This window comes from Pseudoalteromonas sp. JC3 (assembly GCF_030291895.1).
Lineage (GTDB): Bacteria > Pseudomonadota > Gammaproteobacteria > Enterobacterales > Alteromonadaceae > Pseudoalteromonas.
Genome location: NZ_CP127856.1, coordinates 255,560 through 273,596, shown reverse-complemented (window position 1 = coordinate 273,596; position 18,037 = coordinate 255,560). Strand labels below are relative to the sequence as shown.

The window sequence follows — 18,037 nt, the reverse complement described above, 5'->3', positions numbered from 1 at the left end:
CAGCATGAAATACTTCTCAAGTAACGATATTAAAACCTTAGACGAGCGTTATCGCGCATTGATGATAAATTCACTATCAGGCTTCAAAAGCGCTAACTTAATTGGAACGGTTGATGAGACAGGTCAAGAAAACTTGTCTATCGTCAGCTCCGTTTTCCACCTCGGTGCCAGCCCGGCGCTCGTGGGTGTGATTTTTAGGCCTCATAGTGTACCTAGGCACACATTGGAAAATATCTTAGCGACTGAAAAATACACCATCAATCAAGTTAATGTTCAAATTTATACGGCAGCCCATCAAACCTCAGCCAGATATGAAAAGAATCAATCTGAATTTGAGGAAACGGGTTTAACCTCCGAGTATTTAAATGCTTTTCCTGCTCCATTCGTCAAGGAAAGCAGATTAAAATACGGGCTTAGCCTCAAAGAGCACCAAATCATCAAGCTCAACGATACTGAGCTGGTAATAGGCGAAATTGAGTCGCTTCACATTGAAGAAAACGCTCTACTCGAAGACGGCTATATCGATATAGAGGCGCTCGACTGTGTCGCGATTTCCAGTTTAGACGGCTATCACAGTACCAAGCGTATTAATCGCTTGGAGTATGCTAAACCAAACAAGCCAACCAGAATTAAATTACTTGGCTAGGTATCTCTACAATGATTCCAAGAGCTCAAGTAATTCTTCGAGCTCTTCCTTAAAGTGCTTCTTTTGTTTGCCGCTCATCGTGCCTTTAAGTTTAACAGCGAGATTTGCATACTCTTTTATTCGCCTTGCTTGAATATCTAGGATGCGCTCAGGCAGCGCTGTGGGTGTAGTAACTATCGCTTGCTGCAACAGCTCAGGTGAAACCTGCTCGACTCCGCTCAGTATCATGGCTTGTTTAAACTGGCTAAATCGTCTTTGTTCATGTGCACGCCAAACCTGACGCGCAAACTCGCCTTGCTCGTAATATTCGTTAATAAGCTCCTTTTGTTTATCACTCAAATCACCAAGCCAACGCTCGTAGCGGTTAAATTGGTCTCCTTCCTCCCAGTCATCGTCCAACATTTCTTTTTCTATGTTGGCTATCAGCATTTCTCGCTGTTCACGGTTAAGCGAATTTAGGTGTGTTTCTAACTTGGGATATACGGCTTCAACGACGGAATACCAATAGTTCCTTGTGGTATACACCATATGCACCATGTCACTCTCTGTCATGGTTTGCCAGTGCTTCAACAGTGATTGGATATGAGATTTGTATTTTGGTAGCTCTGACTGTCGATGCCACGCAACCAAAGATTCTACATCAGCCTCAAGCTTTTCCTCTTGCTCATCCGTCAGCTCAACATAATCGGAAATATAATAACTCGCTAACCATCCTAAGTTGTTATAGGCCAATCTTTGACTACATCCAGCCAAACACAGTAAACATAGCGCCAGTGCTATTAATTTCTTCATCCCATAGCCTCAATTTTTGTTTTTATTACCTTATATTAACGCAGTATCTGCCATTTTAGATTTGTATTTTGTAAATCTGTGTTTCTGGCATTAGAATAACTAACAACATAGTTAGCATAGCTACCTTAAGGAGGTCTATGATGTTAGGCAGGATTTCAAAAGCATGTATCGCCATTGCACTTTTAAGCCAAGCACCTTTGGCAACAGCTGGATTGGAAGAAGGCATAGATGCACTCAATGCTGGCAGGTTCGAAGAAGCACTACAAGAATTCAATTATTTAGCTGAAATGAACTACGCCCCAGGCATTTATCAACTCGGTGTAATGTATGAAGGCGGCTATGGTGTCGTTAAAAATCAACGCAAAGCTGCAGAGTTATTTCAACAGGCCGTAAAACTTGGTGAAGCCGACGCAATGTTTGCGCTAGCAGTCATGTATGACGAAGGTCGCGGCGTTAAAAAGGACCGCTCAAAATACGTTGAGCTAATGACCAGAGCGGCAAACAAAAACATGCCAGCCGCGCAATTTAACGTAGCGCTAATGTATGCAAACGGTGACGGTGTACCACAAAGTTACCGCCACGCACTTAACTGGTATGAAAAAGCCGCCGCAAACAACTACACCTTAGCCATGTTTAATTTAGCACTCATGTATTTTCAGGGCTTAGGAGTCGAGAAAAATATTGAACGCTCGTACGTATGGAACACGTTAGCCGAATTTAATGGTTATGCTGAAGCCACAAAGAGCCGAGTACTCGACGAAAAACAGCTTTCCCCTTCACAAATCGAGCAAGCGAAAGAGCTCGCTAATAGTATTTACGAGCGAATTCAAGCCGGTAAATACGTAGCTGAAACACGTACAAAGTAAGTAAAGTGGTAAATAATAAAGGTCTCATGTGAGGCCCTTATTATTTTCCTTACTAAGAGATTGAGCTAGTACCATCACACCTAGGTAAAAGTCATGCTCATTGTTAACTGCGGCAATCTTTTTACATTGTTGAACCCGCTAACACTAAGGTAAACTAGCACTTCATTCATAATGAGCTGTGAAAATGAATCGCAAAAAGAAAATTTACGAAACCTTAAAGAAAAAAGACAAACGTGCTAATGCTAAACTCCACAAAAGCAACAAACCTCGTTATATTTCAAAAGCTGAGCGTGAGAAAATCGCAGCCCAACAGCAAGAAAGTGACGAGTTAAATAGCGAAAACAATGAACATTAATTGCCTGAGTTTTGTGCCAGCTCGTCATTAACTGTTTTAATTTCAAGCTCTTTTTAACTATGATTCTGCATTGTTGCCTACCTCAATCAATCCTCCAACGTTAGATGAGGATCTCTGCTCTCAAATTAAAATTGATTTGCTGGTTTGAACAGTGAAAATTCACACGTGTTAGGTGTTACTATTTCCATGACTCTGAGTCTTTGCAAACAAGGTGGATAATCGATGCAGGGCTTGACACCCAGAATGCCTGAAATCCTTCAGGTAACGGCTCGATTTCATCACAGCGTACGACGCCAGCAGCTTTGAGGTGCTCTGACGCTGCTGCAATATCATTGGTAACAATCTCGAGCCATGTTTCGGCTTGGCTGATACCAGGTACGCTGTCGAGCCAGAGACTATTGGAGCCAAACTCAAAACCAACCGATGGAGCATGCTCTGTTATTTCTTTGAGGCCAATGACATCGCGGTAGAACTGAAGTGTTGCCTCGTACTGATGAGGCGGCAGCTTCATGGCGATATTACGACCAGCTGTGAACTTAACCTTAGTATTCATGTGAACTCCTTCCTGACTGAAACTGTCATCCTGTATCGTGTTAGCCTGAATATTGGGCTGAGCCAGCACTCTCTCTAGCATCAGCTTTTTTATCTGTTGATATAGTAAAGTCCCATAAAAATAACCAGTGATATTTCAGGCTAAGTCTTATTTCAAGTACATTGGATCTCAATATGTAATGGCGCTTCGCTCAACACATTAACGCTACTTTCTCCTCAAAAATAGCCACTCTAAAGGCTTTGTAAGCAGCTTCGAATGGCTAAGCAACATCTTGTTGCGCCATTTAGTATTATTGGATTGGAGAATGGGCTTTTTGTGGCTAAAGGTATAAAAGCCTTCTTCGCCATGATATTGACCCATACCAGAGTGACCTAGGCCACCAAAGGGTAAAGACTCAACAACCACGTGCACTATGGTTTCGTTGATCGCTAGAGTCCCCGTTGCGAGCTCCTTTGACACTTTATTCATAGCAACCTGAGATTGCGTAAACAAATAACTCGCAAGCGGTGTGGTGTCTTCTCTAATGTAGTTAATCGCATCATTTAAGTCGGATATTTTTAGTATCGGCAAAATCGTTCCAAATAACTCCTCTTGCATCACCCTCATGCTTTTGTTGACATGGGTAATGATATGCAGAGGGAGCTGACGGTTGTCGCATGCCGGCTCAGCTTGCCATACATTTGCGCCTTTACTTTTGGCATCAATAATAATGTCATTTAAGCGCTGAAATTGTCTGTCGTTAATAATTGAAGTTTGGTTTTTTACACCTACTTTTGTTTTATATGTTTTTTCGTAGTGCTGTTCCAGCTCAGCAATAAATGCGTCGTATTTTTCTTCGTGCACTAACACATAATCTGGTGCAACACAGATTTGACCTGAATTAGAGAGCTTACCCATTAACACGCTCATCGCAGCGGCGCTGATATCAGCGTCATCAAGCACAATAACAGGTGATTTCCCCCCTAACTCTAGGGTGACCGGCGTGAGATTTTTAGCCGCCGCCGCCATCACCTTTTTGCCAACTGCTGTTGAACCTGTAAATAGCAAGTGATCAAATGGCTGCTCAGTAAAAGTCGTGGCAATATCAGGTCCACCTTCAATGACGCACACTTCATTATCCAATCCTTTAAAAATGGCTCTTATCACCGCATTCACATTGGGAGTGAACTCGCTCAACTTGAGCATGACTTTGTTTCCAGCGGCGAGGGCGGTAATCACGGGGACAATCGCCAACTGAATTGGATAATTCCACGGGGCTATCACGCCCAAGACTCCTTTTGGCACAATCTCAATTTTCGCCTTAGATGGTAGCCACTGCGCACCGGGTGAACGATGCTGCACTTTGCTCCATTTGCGCAGGTGCTTAGCGATATAATCAATCGAATTAATGCAAGGCATGATGTCTGCAATCACAGTATCGAATCGACTCCGAGTACCAAAGTCCTGATCCGCCGCCTCGACTAATTGATCTTGCCGTTGCAATATACGTGCTTTTATTTCCGCTAGTAAACGTAAGCGCTTTTCAAGCGCTGGGTAAGGATCTTGGTTAAAGCGGCTTTTTAACTGAGTAAATGTGGCTATTAGAGTGCTGGTATTATCTTCAATCATTATCAGGTCCTGCTAATGTCTAATTCGAATATAGCAAGGAAAAAACAACGGGTCTATCTTCAAAAAGCTAGGTATTACTATGGAGGCAGGCTGCGTATGACCGAGTTGCCTTTCGATGGACACAGCCTGTGGAGAATGGCAACTTTAAAACCCTAGTATGCTCCTTGCCAAAGTCAAGGTAACGATTGTAATTAACCCAATTGCGACTAAGTTCAAAACAAACCCTGCTCGGATCATGTCTTTAATTTTAATCTCACCCGAGCCAAATACGATGGCATTTGGTGGTGTTGCGACAGGCATCATAAAGGCGCAACTGGCCGCGATTGCTGCAGGGATAACCCAAGCTAAAGGAGAGCCCGTGATTGATTCAGCGACAGGTCCAAGTAAAGGTAAAAAGCCTGCAGCCGTTGCGGTATTGCTGGTAATTTCCGTTAAGAACGTAATAAGCGCTGCAACAACTAGCACGCCAAGCACTAAGCCCATGGCATCCGCGCCCACAAGTAAGTTAGCGATGTAATCGGCAAGTCCTGAAGATTTGATCTGTGCCGCGAGCGATAAACCACCGCCAAATAATAGCAAAATCCCCCAAGGCACCTTAGCTGCGCTTTCCCAATCTAAAATACGTTCGTCACTTCCCGACTTAGCAGGAAGAACAAATAGTAACAGTGCAGCGGCAATTGCAATGCCAGTATCTGACAATTTAAGACCCGTAACATCACCAATTAGCGGTCTAAAGATCCAACATACTGCCGCTAAAATAAATACCGCAAAAACCCCTTTCTCCGCACGAGACATTTCACCGAGTGCTTTTAATTGGGAAGTAAATAACGACTTAGTATCAACATTGATTTCTTCTTTATCAACCTTGTAAGTCACTTTGGTCAACCAGAACCAAGCAAATGCCAGCATCACCAAAGACAAAGGCACACCAATCATCATCCAAGTGGCAAAACCAATCTCTATTTGATAACTGTCGGATAAATATGCAGCCATTAACGCATTTGGTGGCGTACCAATTAAAGTTGCAATACCTCCAATACTGGCACCATAAGCGATAGAAAGTAATAGCGCTTTAGCAAAGCTTTGGCTATCTCCACCCTGCTCTTTTACCAAGTGAATAACCGAAAGTGCAATCGGTAACATCATTACTGCCGTTGCCGTGTTTGACATCCACATAGATAAAAATGCTGTCACGCCCATCATCGCTAAGATCTGTATACTCGGTTTAGTGCCTGCGAACAACATGGTATTCAGCGCGATGCGTTTATGCAGCCCCCACCTTTCCATGGCGATTGAGAGCAAAAATCCACCCAGAAATAGATAAATCAAAGGATGCGCAAACGGTGCAGCGACTGCTTTAATAGATGCAATCCCGACTAAAGGCGAAATAACCAAAGGTAATAACGAAGCCGCTGGAATAGGCACAGCTTCGGTTATCCACCAAGAGGCTAGCCAAAACGCTAAGCCTGCGGTTCTCCATGCCTCAACCGACATGCCAGATGGTGGTTCAACCAAACAGATCAGTAACATTACCAAGGGACCAAGCCACAGAAACAGCTGCGTTTTTATCGTTTTTTTATTCTCTTCTGTCATTATCTTGAACCTTTAAAACTTATATTTTAAACCAACAGCGATGCTAGTATCGTCTTGTGTTTCAAGGTCGAGCTGCGTTGCCATTACATACAAGTTAGTTTGTTTATCAAAAATATAGTCTGTACCTAGCGTCCACTGAGTCGCATCTTCACTGTGGCGTAATCCGCTTGAGTCTTTGGCAAACTGTAGCTTCGGACGCCAATTATCGTCGAGTTGATAACTTGCGCTTAGCACATAGCCATTACCTGATTTGTCTTTCGCTAGATTTTCACTGTCTTGGATGATGGCACCAAGTTGTAGCTTTTGCCACTTGTAAGCCAACGCGATACGCGTGGAAACCAAATTACCAATACTGTCGGTATGACTCAGAGCAACATAGTAATCTTTATTTTTTAATGCTCGGTCACCATAAATTGCGGTAGCTGCAAACCCAGTTTCGTCGTTGCTCGCGTCGTCTTTCGGTGTGTAGGTCAGAGAAAAAGAAAAGTCGTTCCATTTAGGTGAAGAATAGGTAATTGAATCACCAACTCTGTCTTGGCCTGCTAGCACTTGGGCAATATCACTTTGGGTTTCGTTAAATTGATCGATTTTCCCTTCACTGAATTTAAAACGCGTGTCGTTTCTGCCCACTAAAACCGTACCAAATTTACCTTCAAGGCCAACATAGGTGTTTCTTGCTGAAAATGGCTCGGTGGTATCGTCGTGTTCAAAACCTTTAACTTGTACTTCATATTTGTAGACGAGTTTTAGATCGCTTGATAAGCCGTGAGTGCCTTTTACACCAATTCTTGAAAATGGTGCGTCAATTTGTGTGCCCTCTTTGGTATAACGCATCACACCTTTGTCTGTGTTAGCAATTTGAACTTCTGCTTTACCATAAATGCTGTAGTCTGCGGCTAACGCAGAGGCTGATAGCATTGCACTGGCAACTGCCAACGCCACTAAAGATTTACTTGCTGTCATAACTTGTCTCATTTTTTGATTATTGTCGCTTAAGACAACGCAATTCTGAGACCAGAGTTTATTTTTTAATATAAATCATATGGATAAATATAAATCTAAGATTAACACCAGCTAAAATGTGCGGATTTCCACACACTTAAATCTATAATGTGTCACTAAATTCACCCATCATCATTGGTGAACATAGTGCGATTTAAACCATACTTGCTCATCTTGTCGTACAAGGTTTTTCTCGGCACTTTTAATAAATTCATCGCATCTTTTATGCTACCTTGGCTTTGTGCCAGCGCTTCTTCAATTAACGATTGCTCGTAGTAGCTCACCTTCTCAGCCAAACTCAACGTTTCATCAGACAAATTGCTTTGCATGTTGTTACTCGCAGTCATCGCACCACCGAGTAAAATATGGCGCTCGGCGTGGTTTCTCAGCTCTCGCACGTTCCCAGGCCAGTCTTGCGCCAGTAGCTGCGCCTCTAATTCAGGGCTAATTGGCTGCATAGGTTTATGAAAGCGAGTAGCAGCAATGGAGCTAAAGTGTTTATATAGCAGCGGAATATCAGCTTTTCTGGAACGAAGTGATGGGATCATCACTTTGACGAGGTTAAGTCGATAAAATAAATCCGAGCGAAATTTACCCTGTGCGACTAAGGTTTGTAAATCCACTTTCGTCGCCGCAACCACTCTAATGTCCAGTGCTATCGCAGTGTTGCTACCAACTGGCGTCACACTTCTCTCTTCTAAAACGCGCAGCAGCTTCACTTGTAAAGCCGCAGACATGGCTTCGATTTCATCCAAAAAAACCGTGCCACCTTGGGCAAAAGAAAATTTTCCCTCGCGAGACTCTTTAGCACCCGTAAATGCTCCGCTTTTGGCACCAAATAATTCACTTTCAATCAGCTCTTCTGGAATCGCACCGCAATTGATGGCGACGAAGTTATGGTTTGAGCGCTCGCTATGGTCGTGTAAGTATCGCGCCACCAATTCCTTTCCTGTACCGGTTTCACCTTCAATTAGTACGTCAGCAGGAGTATCAATCACGGCATCAAGCAAATGTAGCATTTGCTGCATTTGTTTTGTCTCACCTAAGATCCGCACCCCCGGCGCAGACTTTTTCTTGACTTGCGCTTTTAGCTCTCGGTTTTCCATCACCAGCCGGCGTTTATCAAGCGCCCTTTCTATGCAGTCAAGTAGCGGCTCTGACACAGGCTTTTCAAAAAAGTCGTAAGCCCCTTTTTGGATAGCTTTTACCGCCACTTCAACATCCGCAAAGCCGGTTAGAAATACCACAGGTAACTCAGAATCAAACTGCATTACCTGCTCTAAAAATTGAATACCATTGATCTCAGGCATATTGATGTCACAAAGCACAACACCGCTAAACTGACGAGAAAGCTTTTTTAATGCAGGCGTTGCACTGGAAAAACACTGCACTGAGTACCCTTCTATTTCAAACAGTTGCTTTAGTGCATCTCGTATACTTTGTTCATCATCGATGATTAACAGGGTTTTCTCTTCAGTCATGTTGCGGATTCTTTGTGTGTAAACTAATTAAAAACTCGGCACCACCTTGCGGATGATTATGGGCACTGAGTTTGCCATGAAACGATTCAATGATCTGTTTTGAAATGGATAACCCCAAGCCCAAGCCATTACCTGATTTAGTGGTGTAAAACGGTTCAAATATGTTGGATAAAGCATGCTGCTTTATCCCTTCGCCCGAGTCAATAATAGACAGCTGGATCTTGCCTTCGTGCTCCACGGCGCGAATATAAATGCATTTATTATCTTGCTCAACAATGGCTTGGCACGCATTGCTAATAATATTCACCAGTACTTGCTCAAACTTAAATGGATCGACCCAGATATTGCACGCAAGCCCCTCACTTTGAATTGCTACACCGTAGCGTTTGAGTTCAGGCCCAACTATAACTAAGGCGTTATCTACAGAGTGTTTAAGGTTGGCCACCAGCATCTTATTATCATGATGCTGACTAAATGATTTTAGCTGCGCCACGATTTTATGCACTCGAGTGATCAAAGATTGGATCAGGACCATATTTTCGACTACTTTGCTCACTTCTCCCTTTTGAGCCAACCGTTTGGCGCTGGCAACATACGCACTCATGGCACTAAGCGGTTGATTGATTTCATGGTTAATGCTGGCGCTGAGCTGCCCTATGGTTGCTAACTTGGCAGCGCGAATCAGTGCATCTTGCGCCTGCTCGAGCGCTTGCTTGCGGCTGGCAACCTCAGCCTCGAGACTCCGCTGGCTGAAAAGCAGTTGTCGGTATCCTGTCAATTTACTCAACGTGTACTCGACAACAACAAAGAGTAAAATCAATACCAGTGCAGTTACCCCAAGCCGCGGCCACTGTGCAGCTTTGATAGGCGCAACTTCATGTAGCAAATAAAGAGTGTATTGCTTGTTAAGCGGCCTCTTTTGCATCAGCGCGTCGCTGCCATGAGATGAAGTTTTCACTCTGGTTGGTGAAAGCACGCGCCAATCAATCGGAAACAGAGATTCGTTTTCAAACTGCCTTGAGGATTCAATTTCTTTTCGCTTTGCTGGGGACAGTTCCCCTAACGAGCCTAACCGCCACTGCTCAACATCAGATGCCAGTACAATATGATTATCGTCCACAATTAAGAAATGGCTATCAGTTCCCGTATCAAGCTGGGCTTTATCTGATTCAAATTTACTGGCGTTAACCTTCATCACCACCACGCCCACAAGCGAGCCGTCTTTATAGACAGACTTAGCAAAATAGAAGCCACGGGTTTTGGAACGTAAACCGAGCGCAAAAGAGACATGCTCATTGCCCTTGATTGTTTCGTAAAAATAGGGGCGAAAGGCAAAATTGCTGCCTTTATAGCTATGCGGTAAATACCAGTTGCTGCTCGCAATCACAGTTCCACTGAGGTCTAGCAGGTAAACGTCTGACGCACCACTGGATATTTGAATGTCCTGAAGGTATCTGTCCAGTTCATTGGAGTTAATAGCGGTTGCTTGCTGTAAGCCTGATTGCACCAAATTGCTTAGGCTCAATTGCGTTTGGATAGCTTGATAACGAGTAAATTCAGTCTGGACATAACTATTGAACTTTTCTAGGTTGGTTTTAGTCTGACCAAGGACATTTTCCTCATCCTGTGCCACATTGAACAAATAACTTGCCCACAGCCCACAAAATAATAATAAAAGATAAATTAATATCTTAACTGAGAACTTATGTGACACACGCAACTCCTAATTGAACTCATTGAGTCTATCAGAAGCAGAATATCAATTAAATCAAATCTCTCTAAATCAATGTATCACTAAGCGCCAAGACCGGAGATAAGCAAGATTATATCCCCGGTCTTAATTTTAAACGCGTATTAGTTGGCGTATTAATTCGCGCTAATACTTAGCGTTACATTGCTCGCTGCTTGGTAGCCTTGCAGGCCGATATGCCAAGTGCCAACCTGAGGATTGGAGATTGTACATACCTCATTATTGCCATTTTTGTATGGCCGACATTGGTAGGTGCTGGTATTTGGTTGCGTGCCAAAATTAACATAAAGATCCGCATCTCCCGTGCCTCCCGACGTCGTAATTGTCAGGGTTTGGTATCCCGCGGTTAGTGCTTGACTAAAATACTGCCACTGACCACTGGTGACAGAAATATTATTGATAGTTTCGTCAATAGGCGTATTGCCACTTGAGGTATCGTATTGTCCTACCAAACTGACCCCCGAAATCGCGTTCCATGCCTCTACCATCACGTAATACGTACCAGTTTGCACAGCGGAAATATTGCATTGCTCGTTACTAGACGAGTTAGTGCTCTTGCAGTCATGAGTATCCAAAGTAGGTTTGGATCCATAGCGAACGTAGAGATCGGCGTCACCAGTACCACCTGAGGTGGTAAAACTTAAATTAGTTGCACCTTGTGGTACTTCCATGGTGAAAAACTGTTGGCTTTTAGAAGCGCCAGAAATCCCCGTTTTAGCCACGCCGTTTTCAAGCTTATTGTTTGGTTGTGGCGGAGGTGTATCACCCGCATTTTTACCAAGCTCAGCAACAAATGCCAGCGCGAGTTTTGCAAATTTTTGTGCATGTGTTGAATCAAATTCAGTATCGTTGGTGGTATGAATTTTTCTGTTGATCTCAGACATTCTTGATTCAAATGGCATAGAAGCTGGGAACCCTTGCTGATACCAAGATGCATGGTCAGAACAGCCATAACCGCATTGGTCATAGGCATAGCTAAGGTTTGGCAAATAAGTTTCAATTAATTGGCCTAAGAACTGATTCTGTGCGCTGTTTGTATAGTCTGTCATCATCACAATATCCGCACTACTGCCATTGCGGCCAGTCATATCAAATTGTGTCATACCGACTACGTTTTTTCCCTGAGAGCTGTACGACTGCGCGATAGCTTTAGAACCTCGAAGCCCAACTTCTTCTGCCGCAAAGCCCATGATTTGGATTGTCCGCTGAGGCTGATAACCATCTTCAACAATAGCGCTTAGCGCTTCGGTAAGCACAGCTATCCCTGAGGCATTATCATCCGCACCCGGCGCAAGCCCACTCGAGTTAGATTGGTTAATTGAATCAAGGTGCCCGCCGATAATAACGATTTCATCGCTCAGTTCGCTACCTGGAATGGTGACAATCACTGAAGACTGAGCCCAAGAGTGGCTAAAATATTCAACACTAATATCTGAGCGACTTGCTGCAATATCGCTCCATGTTTGCTTGACCCATGCAGCGGCATCAACACCCGTTTGCGAGGTATAATAGCGGTTATAAAAACTGGTTAGCGAATTGACACTGCTGTCTAAATTTACCGTACTGACTTTTGAGATTAAGCTGTTAACCCGCGCGGGGTTATCAATGCTGTAGTTAACCAGCGTCGCACTTGGGTTTATGCTTTCTAACTGTGCAAGGTAGCTTTGCGCCTGCTCTAAAGAGTCATGAGCGACAAAACCACCACAGCGGTGATATTCGTCGTGCATAAATGCACTCAGGTGTGAATGTAAGCTTGCAGGTACTTTTAACGCTTTGACTTCGCTGTTCGGTAAAGAAAGCTGCTCAAAGTGAGTACCGCGAATAGAATTATGGACTTGGAAATGCTGACTAGACTTCGCATCCATCGTCACCCAAACCTCTTCTGACGCTTCAGAAAAGCCACTCAAACAGGCAATGCTCAGTAGCATAGGTGTAGTTAATTTCATTGTTGTATCCTCAACTCATTTGAATAACAACATGATTTAAGCGCTGAGCAAAATAAAAGAATTATTCAAATGAGGTAAATTTATGACTTTTTTGGGGCCTAATAAAAAAGGGAGCTTGCGCTCCCTATAAACTGTTACTTAGTTCGCTTTGATATTCAGTGTTACACCGCTAGCTGCGCTATAGCCACGTAAATCAATATACCAAGTACCTTGCTGCGGGTTTGCAATCGTACAAGTCTCATTGTTACCGTTTTTATAAGGACGACACTGATAGCTCGACGTTGTTGATTGAGAACCAAAGTTTACGTATAGGTCCGCATCACCTGAACCACCTGAAATGCTTACTTCAAGGCTGCTGTAGCTAGCATTTAGATCTTGCGTGAAACGTGTCCAGCTGCCAGATGCAACACTGATATTTGACTCAGTGCGGTCAATTGGTTGAGTTCCACCTGTTGAGCTGTATGTACCAGTCAAAGTTACGCCCGAAATCTGATTCCACGCTTCGACCATCACGTAGTACTTACCAGCTTGAATGTTACTAATATCGCAGCTTTCGTTGCTTGTAGACGTTGTGCTATTGCAGTCATAAGTGTTTAGTGTCGGACGAGAGCCATACTTGACATAAAGGTCCGCATCACCGCTACCACCAGAAGTGGTGAAGTTTAGGCTAGTCGCATCAGCTGGCACATCAAGGGTAAAAAACATTTGCTCTTTTGCCGCGCCACTGATCCCAGTACGAGGCTGACCGTTCGTTAACTCTTCATCGCCACCAGGAGGAGGTGGTGGGTTGGTGTCACAGCTACTACCTGTGCTTAAGTTAGAGTTAACGCCAACCGCTGCTAACGCAGCTTGTACATCACCAGGTTCATAACCTAGGTCACATGCCGCATCCATCACGCCATTACCAGCTAAGTCCCAGTCAGTATTAGCGGTCCAATACATTTGGTTAGCTTTTGCCATTACGATAAAGGCTTTTTTCGTATCCCAACCTGCCGTAGTTGCCAGATTGTAGAAGGCTTTGTTGAACACCCCTGAAGTGTGATGAACATCCATGCTAGACGTATAGTTAGACTGATGATCGATTGAGCGACCGTCTTGCGTTGGATCATTCATATAACGCAATGCACCACTCCCTTTGAAAATGTCTTGTCCAACTAACCAGTCATTGCTGCCTTTCATATAAAATTCAGCAGCTTCACCTGCCATATCAGAAAACGCTTCGTTCAAGCCACCTGATTTATAACGGTATACCAAACCTGAGTTTTGCTCAGTGAAACCATGGCTTACTTCGTGAGCAGATACATCAAGACTTACCAACGGATAGAATGTATTTGCACCATCACCAAATGTCATCGCACTGCCATCCCAAAACGCGTTTTCGTAGTTGCTACTATAGTGCACACGCATTTTAAGCTGGAACGACAACGGCGCTGTGCCGAGCCAATCGTTGTACATATTAAATACTACATTGCCAAAATAATGGGCGTCGTTCAGCGGTGAGTATGCACCGTTAATTTCTTTAACGGTATTTTCTGGGCATGTAAAGCTATGTGCAGTCGAACCGCTACTACCGTGATTTAAGTTAATTGTCTTAACGTTCGCATTCGTCATGGTACAAGTATTGCCCGACTGCGCTACGTCTAGATGACCATAATCAGTACCATATTGGTAACGACCAGTCTTTTGGTTACCACCAGGGCCTATCGCATCTGCATGCTGCAAGTTATTGAAGCTTTCTAACACTTCGCCTGTGTTTGCATCAATGATCAAATATGGGCGTTTAGGCTCATCACCATAAGTAACAAAAGTGACTTCATAGACTAAACGTGCCGTTGAATTGCCATCCAACCAGATCGCAAGGCGAGATTTCTCGTTATGTTTTTTAAGCTTTTTGCCTGCACTAAGCGATTGCTTTTCAAACTGATTCAATGCCATTTTGGCATTTAGCTTGGGTTTTACCGAACCGATGTCAGCCGCGATGTTATAAACCGCTGCACCGTGAGCCTTTTTAAGCGCACCGGCATCGTCAAACGTTAAAATGACCGAATCGCCAATCACTGGTAATCCTTGGTACATTTGTTGAAAACGCTTAGTTACTTCACCTTTTTTACTATTGAAGCTTTTAAGCTCCTTTAGTTGGCTCGCGCTTTCCAAACCAATCAGCACTTCTGGTTGTGTACTCAACACTGTTTGAGAAGCTGACTTAAGCATAGTATTAATGTCAGCTTGCTGGTTTAAGTATTGTTTTGTTGCAGCTTGAGCACTGAGCGAAGTAAACGCAATCGCACACGCCGTAGCCATAGTTACTGTAGATAATTTCACGAATTACACTCCTAGTATTGTTGTTTTATTGTCCTTTTCATCACTGCTTAACAAAAAACATTAGATGAAATGTGACTGTTTTCTCCTTCAACTGCAGAAGACATGGCAAGCCCATTAGCACTCGCCACGCCTTATTAGACTAGGCAGCAATTCAAATAAATAAACCCCAAAGTTAACATTTTAATAATATTTAATTTACTTTAAATATTTATGCAATGCTTTCATGCATTTGTTTAAAAAATAGACCCACACTTAATATCTTGAATTAAGTAACAAAACATACGTTTGTAAATTTTTTGATACAATATGAGTAAATATGCCAGTTTCTTCCCTAAACTAACTTTATAATCATTATGTTGTATCAAAACATGTAGTAACTACTCGGTAATTCTTTCTGCCTTGTGCTTCATTTGTTCAACCCCACAACATCTGAAATCTAAAATTATTAATAAAATTCAATACCTTATAAATCTCATTCTCCCGGTATAACACTTGCAGTTTGAATAATTACAAGCTGCAACGAAATTAGGAGGAGTAATGGATACTTTTGAAATATTATCCTACACAGATCATAGAGTTGGGGCCGTTCTAACAGGGAAAGCAGCCGCAGAAAAATTGCAAAATGAATTGTTAAACAGCCACCTTGTTCAACATGAGCATCTAGAACTGGTTAATCCGTATGACAAAGATGCCGACAAAAAACTTGAGCCTAAAAGCGAAAGTCGCCTTGCCAAAAACATGCTTAATTGGCATTTGTACCTTGGCAGCATGGGGGTGATATTAGGCTTTCTAATCGCGGGGCTATTGGTAAGTTATGGACCGGCTTTCACACAAGCTAATCCTTACTTAACGTTTATCGCTTTATTAAGCCCCGGCTTATTTTTAGGGCTATTTGCTTCAGGCCTTATTTCTTTGCGTCCAGACAAAGATGCGTTTAACCAGGCGGTGATGAATAAAATCGCAGAGGGCAAGTGGCTGCTTATCATTAAAACGAATAATGAGGCGCATCGCAGCAAACTCATGTCGTTTTTTAAAAACAGCACCAGAACAGACGTTTTAAGCTAGAAAGAGGTAATCTACATGGAAATTTTTAATGCAATAAAGCAAGATCATGATCATCAACGCGCCCTATTGAACATGTTGGCAGAAACGTCTGGTGATTCAAAGGTTCGCGAGAAGTACTATAAAGAGTTGAAGGACGCGCTAGAGGCGCATGCCATCGCAGAAGAAAGGTACTTTTACGCCCCGTTAATGGAAAGCGACATGACGATCGAAGACTCTCGCCACGGTATCGCCGAGCATCATGAGATTGATGAGTTAATTGAGGCACTGGATAATACGGAGTTTTCCGATCCTAGTTGGCTAACTAAATTGAAAAAACTCAAAGACAAAGTTGAGCATCACTTGGCTGACGAAGAGCAAGCATTTTTCCAGCGTGCGGGTAAGGTACTTGATAAAAGTGAAAAGTCGCAACTTGCAGATGAGTATCAAAAAGAGATGGAAGAGCAGTTATAGCTTTCTATGCCCACAACATGTTGTGGGCATTTACTTTGCTAGATTTTGGTAACCGACACCATCACAGCAATTTACCAATCAATACCACTCCAAGTATGAGCAGTAGTCCATTCATCACCAGCAAAAATTGCTTTTTAGGTAAGCGTTTCGCAAGGTGCACACCGAGCCTATTACCAAGCAACGCTAAAGGTGTAAAACAGATAGCAAGCAGCACATGTTGCCACTGTAACAACCCAGTTGCAGAGAAGGTCGCCAACTTAATCACATTCATCAGCGCAAATAGTACCGCAACCGTCGCGATATAAGCCGTTGGCTCTAATTTTCGAGCGTTAAAATACACCATGAGTGGTGGGCCGCCTGCATGAATTAAGGTCGTGGAGATACCAGCTGCGGTAGAGGTGCTCGCGGCCAATAACCTTAAGTGCTCAACACTTTCAGGTGTATTTTTAATCAGTAAGCTTTTAAGCGCAAATACTATGCTCATCGCTGCAATCACAACCGTCAGCCAAAATTCACTGACGCCTTGAAGAAAAAGCGTTGCTAAAGCTATCCCGACTAGCGTACCTGGCAATAACCGCTTTAATTCTGACACATTCCATAAGCGCCAATAGCTCTTCAGGCTAAAAACATCCGCAACGATAAGTAGCGGAAGCATCAACGCAATGGCGTCCCTTGGATTCAACACCATCATCAAAATTGGAACAGAAAACGCCCCTAACGCGCCTGCAAAGCCAGACTTTGAAATACCACTTAGCAGAACGACAAGGGCAATTACTGCAAGTTGAATTGGTTCTGTCATTCTTCAATTCCTTTAATTTTAGGCGCTGAATTTAATACCAATTTGCTTAGTTAAGTAATAAAAACCACAGCGCTTCAACATCTGTTACTGCCGTAACCTGCATGTTGTCATCAGCAATCAGACCGATGCCATCTCCTTGCTGAAACCTTTCACCATCAAGCGTCGCTTCACCGCCAACAATGTGCAAATAGGCTTTTTGCGCGTGCGCATTCAGCTCAATCTGTTGACCTTGATGTAGTTGCAATCGGTGTATTTCAGCGTCAGCATTGATACTCAGAGTGCTCTCTACGCCTGTAGGCGTAACAATCGGCGTAAGTGCACTACTTTGTTTGATTTGAATTTGTTCATAACTCGGGGTTATGCCTTTAAGCTTTGGCTCTATCCAAATTTGTAAAAAATGGGCAGGCGCTGTCTTTGAAGCATTATATTCTGAATGAAGAATGCCACTACCGGCGCTCATTCTCTGAACTTCACCTGCCGCCACAGTAAACTGATTACCCATACTATCTTGATGTGCTAATTCACCGTCAATGACATAGGAAATAATTTCCATATCTCGGTGACCATGAGTATCAAAGCCATGACCACCAAGTACTGTGTCATCATTGATCACCCTAAGATTACCAAATCCCATGTGGGCGGGATCATAATATCGACCAAATGAGAAACTATGTTGGCTTTGCAACCAGCCAAAATCTGCTTTACCTCTATCTTGTGCTTTTCGAATATATCGCATGTTTCGCTCCAAACGCATGTTGATGACCTTAGTCTATTGCCTGTTTGAAACGAATAAAATTTGATAATTTAAC

Annotated in this window: 16 protein-coding genes; 5 read left to right on the top strand and 11 right to left on the bottom strand. The window is 43.2% G+C overall.

Annotated elements, in window-relative coordinates:
* The first annotated feature begins 4 nt into the window (after positions 1–4).
* Positions 5–646, top strand: a complete 642-nt coding sequence (locus QSH61_RS20005) for a flavin reductase family protein (protein ID WP_206471935.1) — start codon at positions 5–7, stop codon at positions 644–646.
* Between the two features lie 6 nt (positions 647–652).
* Here the strand turns inward: QSH61_RS20005 and QSH61_RS20000 are convergent, their stop codons facing one another.
* Complete coding sequence (locus tag QSH61_RS20000) at positions 653–1,438, bottom strand: DUF6279 family lipoprotein (RefSeq protein ID WP_102057991.1); 786 nt, start codon at positions 1,436–1,438, stop codon at positions 653–655.
* A 140-nt stretch (positions 1,439–1,578) separates the two neighbouring features.
* Between QSH61_RS20000 and QSH61_RS19995 the strand changes: the two genes are divergently transcribed.
* Positions 1,579–2,304: a tetratricopeptide repeat protein gene (locus tag QSH61_RS19995; protein WP_010605322.1), complete on the top strand. Its 726-nt coding sequence runs from the start codon at positions 1,579–1,581 to the stop codon at positions 2,302–2,304.
* A 184-nt stretch (positions 2,305–2,488) separates the two neighbouring features.
* Positions 2,489–2,659, top strand: coding sequence for a DUF2986 domain-containing protein (locus QSH61_RS19990; RefSeq protein WP_206471934.1), 171 nt, complete (start codon positions 2,489–2,491; stop codon positions 2,657–2,659).
* A 178-nt stretch (positions 2,660–2,837) separates the two neighbouring features.
* Here QSH61_RS19990 and QSH61_RS19985 read toward each other — a convergent pair whose 3' ends face one another.
* The 8 genes from QSH61_RS19985 to QSH61_RS19950 all read right to left on the bottom strand — a co-directional run bounded on the left by QSH61_RS19985 (position 2,838) and on the right by QSH61_RS19950 (position 14,914).
* A complete protein-coding gene (locus tag QSH61_RS19985) occupies positions 2,838–3,212 on the bottom strand; it encodes a VOC family protein (protein ID WP_206471933.1) in 375 nt (124 codons plus the stop codon).
* Positions 3,213–3,416: 204 nt separating this feature from the next.
* Positions 3,417–4,820, bottom strand: a complete 1,404-nt coding sequence (locus QSH61_RS19980) for a coniferyl aldehyde dehydrogenase (RefSeq protein WP_174169283.1) — start codon at positions 4,818–4,820, stop codon at positions 3,417–3,419.
* A gap of 144 nt (positions 4,821–4,964) precedes the next feature.
* On the bottom strand, positions 4,965–6,413 hold the full coding sequence (locus QSH61_RS19975) for an SLC13 family permease (RefSeq protein ID WP_206471932.1): 1,449 nt from the start codon (positions 6,411–6,413) through the stop codon (positions 4,965–4,967).
* A 12-nt stretch (positions 6,414–6,425) separates the two neighbouring features.
* Complete coding sequence (locus tag QSH61_RS19970) at positions 6,426–7,376, bottom strand: porin (RefSeq protein WP_206471931.1); 951 nt, start codon at positions 7,374–7,376, stop codon at positions 6,426–6,428.
* A gap of 161 nt (positions 7,377–7,537) precedes the next feature.
* Positions 7,538–8,896 (bottom strand): sigma-54-dependent transcriptional regulator, encoded by a 1,359-nt coding sequence (locus tag QSH61_RS19965; RefSeq protein ID WP_174169304.1) that lies wholly within the window; start codon positions 8,894–8,896, stop codon positions 7,538–7,540.
* On the bottom strand, positions 8,889–10,610 hold the full coding sequence (locus QSH61_RS19960) for a sensor histidine kinase (RefSeq protein WP_174169305.1): 1,722 nt from the start codon (positions 10,608–10,610) through the stop codon (positions 8,889–8,891). Before QSH61_RS19960 ends, QSH61_RS19965 begins: the two co-directional genes overlap by 8 nt.
* 152 nt (positions 10,611–10,762) lie before the next feature.
* On the bottom strand, positions 10,763–12,592 hold the full coding sequence (locus QSH61_RS19955) for a M28 family metallopeptidase (RefSeq protein WP_206471930.1): 1,830 nt from the start codon (positions 12,590–12,592) through the stop codon (positions 10,763–10,765).
* A 138-nt stretch (positions 12,593–12,730) separates the two neighbouring features.
* A complete protein-coding gene (locus QSH61_RS19950) occupies positions 12,731–14,914 on the bottom strand; it encodes a M4 family metallopeptidase (protein ID WP_174169307.1) in 2,184 nt (727 codons plus the stop codon).
* A 537-nt stretch (positions 14,915–15,451) separates the two neighbouring features.
* On the opposite strand from QSH61_RS19950, the gene QSH61_RS19945 reads away from it, so the two are divergent.
* On the top strand, positions 15,452–15,979 hold the full coding sequence (locus tag QSH61_RS19945) for a hypothetical protein (RefSeq protein WP_174169308.1): 528 nt from the start codon (positions 15,452–15,454) through the stop codon (positions 15,977–15,979).
* A gap of 15 nt (positions 15,980–15,994) precedes the next feature.
* The gene (locus QSH61_RS19940; RefSeq protein WP_045990043.1) at positions 15,995–16,429 is read left to right on the top strand and encodes a hemerythrin domain-containing protein; all 435 of its coding nucleotides are present in this window, start codon (positions 15,995–15,997) and stop codon (positions 16,427–16,429) included.
* A 61-nt stretch (positions 16,430–16,490) separates the two neighbouring features.
* Here the strand turns inward: QSH61_RS19940 and QSH61_RS19935 are convergent, their stop codons facing one another.
* Together QSH61_RS19935 and QSH61_RS19930 are read right to left on the bottom strand one after the other, a co-directional pair.
* Positions 16,491–17,228, bottom strand: a complete 738-nt coding sequence (locus QSH61_RS19935) for a sulfite exporter TauE/SafE family protein (RefSeq protein ID WP_206471929.1) — start codon at positions 17,226–17,228, stop codon at positions 16,491–16,493.
* A gap of 46 nt (positions 17,229–17,274) precedes the next feature.
* On the bottom strand, positions 17,275–17,964 hold the full coding sequence (locus QSH61_RS19930) for a pirin family protein (protein ID WP_010605309.1): 690 nt from the start codon (positions 17,962–17,964) through the stop codon (positions 17,275–17,277).
* Positions 17,965–18,037 lie beyond the last annotated feature (73 nt).